Source organism: Corynebacterium sp., assembly GCF_030535495.1.
GTDB lineage: Bacteria > Actinomycetota > Actinomycetes > Mycobacteriales > Mycobacteriaceae > Corynebacterium.
This window is the reverse complement of the sequence record NZ_JAUNRW010000038.1, coordinates 17,492-19,639: the sequence shown is the minus strand read 5'-3', so window position 1 is coordinate 19,639 and position 2,148 is coordinate 17,492. Positions and strand designations below refer to the sequence as shown.

The window sequence follows — 2,148 nt, the reverse complement described above, 5'->3', positions numbered from 1 at the left end:
ACCCGTGTCGCCGCCGTGAAAGGGCGGTGTCCTAGGCCACTAGACGATGGGGGCCAGTCTTTGCGCCAGATGGGCTCTGGGACGTGCGACTGATTAAGAATGCTACTTCATGGTGTGTTCAGATCAAAACCGCAGGCACCACCACCCTTTTGCGGCACGCGCGGTGGTCTATCCTCGAAGGCATGACCGACGCTGCGACCTGCTCGTGCCACGAGCCGAATGTTCACGGGTACAACGAGAACAAGGCGAAGTACCTGGCCCGCCTCAAGCGGATCGAGGGCCAGACGCGGGGTATCCACCGGATGATCGATGAGGATCAGTACTGCATCGACATTCTCACCCAGGTCTCTGCCGTGACCTCGGCGCTGGAGAACGTGGCTCTGGCGATGCTGCAGGACCACATCTCCCATTGCGTGGCCGGCGCGGCCAAGGAGGACGGGGAGGCCGCGGAGGCGAAGATCGAGGAGGCCATGCGGGCGATCCAGAAGATGGTGAAGTCCTAGACGTCCGCGTCCTCGAATTCCTCGGCCAGGCGCGCCCGCCAGCGCTCCAGCGTGGGCCGGTAACGGTCGACGCTGGCGACCAGGAGGTCATCGACCATGGTGAGCATGACGTCGGGAACCTGCGCCTGGCCTTCGGCGTAGTTGAGGATCTCGGCGAGGGCGTCGTCGATGAAGCCGGTGATCTCCTGGGGGCGGTGCACGACGCGGACCTCGCGGTCGTCGTCGGCGATGTAGGGGCTGGGTTCCACGCAGGTGACCAGGTAGCGGAAGACGCGGTGGAGTTCCTGGATCGCCTGGACGGTGGTCGTGGGATCGTTGGTGCCGGGAGACAGGGAGCGGTCGGCGATGTCGACGAGTTGGCGGATGCCGAAGCCGACGTCCTGGGTCATGGTGCGCTCCATCCGCACGGCCACAGCACTGTTGAGCTGCGTGCAGTCCTTGTCGGTAACCTCGCCCTCGCCCCACACCCGCATGATGCACTGGCCGTCGACGATGTACTCGCCGACGCTGCGGTCGATGGTGACCACGGCGTCGTTGTCCGTGGCCCAGCGCAGGAGCTTCTGGTAGTCGAACCAGACGATGTTGCCGGTCTGACCGGTGCACACCTCCTGCCGGGGATCGCCGGGCCGTGGCGACCACGTCGGCCCCTGGGCGGGCGTGTCGGTGTCCGCGTGGGCCGGGTACATCTCCTTCGCCAGGGCGAGGGTCTCCGTGCCGATCGCCCACACCACGTTGGCCACCTTCATCGACGACAGGATGTGGCGGATGAAGGCGAGGAAGAAGCCGAGGCACATGAGCACCATGGCGAAGGAGATGGTCACCGACAGGCGGGGCACGTAACCGTCGTCGCCGTCACGGGGGTTCCACACGTAGCGGGTGACGGTGAGGGCGAAGACGAAGGTGGACAGGAAGATCGCCAACGTGCCCTGGACGATGCGGCTGCGCAGGAAGCCGTCGAGCATGCGGGGGCTGAACGAGCTGTTGACCAGCTGCAGGACGACGAGGGTGTTGGAGAACACCAGGCCCGTGACGGAGATCGTGGCCGCGGCGATGACGCCGAGCACCTCGCGGGCGGCATCCGGGCCACCGGAGAAGACGAAGAAGAGCGGGTCGCCGGGGTCCCGGGCCTCCAGCGTGGGGATGACCACCCCGGCCACCAGGGCCGCCACGACGCTGACGGCGGGGATCATCCAGAAGGGGGACCAGAGGCGTTGCCAGCGGGTCTCCCGGGGGACGTCGGGGACCGCGCCGCGTACTCGTTGCTCACTCACCCCTTCATCATCCCACCAGCCGCGAGACGAGTGGGCGATTCGCCGCCACCCAGCGGTAGGCCAGCGACCACAGGCGGTCCAGCGCTCGGGCCAGCAGCACCCGTCCACCGACCCGCGCCCACAGCGGTCCCCCGCCGTCGCGCAAGGCTGCGCCGATGGCGCGGTGCCCCAGTTCGTCCCCACCCGCACTGCGGTAGATGGCGTGGTGACGCAAGGGCAGGGCGGCGATGTCGATCAGCGGCGCGTAGCGCTGCAGCCGGTGCGCGGCCTGTCGGCAGAAACCACAGTCGACGTCGAAGTAGAAGGTCATGCCACCCAGGTTACGACCAAGCCAGGAACACGGTCGTGTTCCCGGCTCTGCTTATCGACGCCGA

3 protein-coding genes are annotated in these 2,148 nt (G+C 67.0%); 1 reads left to right on the top strand and 2 read right to left on the bottom strand.

The window, feature by feature from the left end:
- Positions 1 to 182 precede the first annotated feature (182 nt).
- Positions 183 to 503, top strand: a complete 321-nt coding sequence (locus tag Q4F73_RS06560) for a metal-sensitive transcriptional regulator (protein WP_303358554.1) — start codon at positions 183 to 185, stop codon at positions 501 to 503.
- On the opposite strand, the gene Q4F73_RS06555 is transcribed toward Q4F73_RS06560, so the two are convergent.
- On the bottom strand, positions 500 to 1,774 hold the full coding sequence (locus Q4F73_RS06555; RefSeq protein ID WP_303358553.1) for a DUF2254 domain-containing protein: 1,275 nt from the start codon (positions 1,772 to 1,774) through the stop codon (positions 500 to 502). The genes Q4F73_RS06560 and Q4F73_RS06555 overlap by 4 nt on opposite strands.
- Before the next feature lie 7 nt (positions 1,775 to 1,781).
- Complete coding sequence (locus Q4F73_RS06550) at positions 1,782 to 2,084, bottom strand: hypothetical protein (RefSeq protein WP_303358552.1); 303 nt, start codon at positions 2,082 to 2,084, stop codon at positions 1,782 to 1,784.
- Between the last annotated feature and the right edge of the window lie 64 nt (positions 2,085 to 2,148).

What these genes read in the sequence shown, in the direction of transcription:
- Q4F73_RS06560 (WP_303358554.1), top strand. Translation starts at nt 183, where the DNA reads ATGACCGACGCTGCGACCTGCTCGTGCCACGAGCCGAATGTTCACGGG.
- Q4F73_RS06550 (WP_303358552.1), bottom strand. Translation starts at nt 2,084, where the DNA reads ATGACCTTCTACTTCGACGTCGACTGTGGTTTCTGCCGACAGGCCGCG.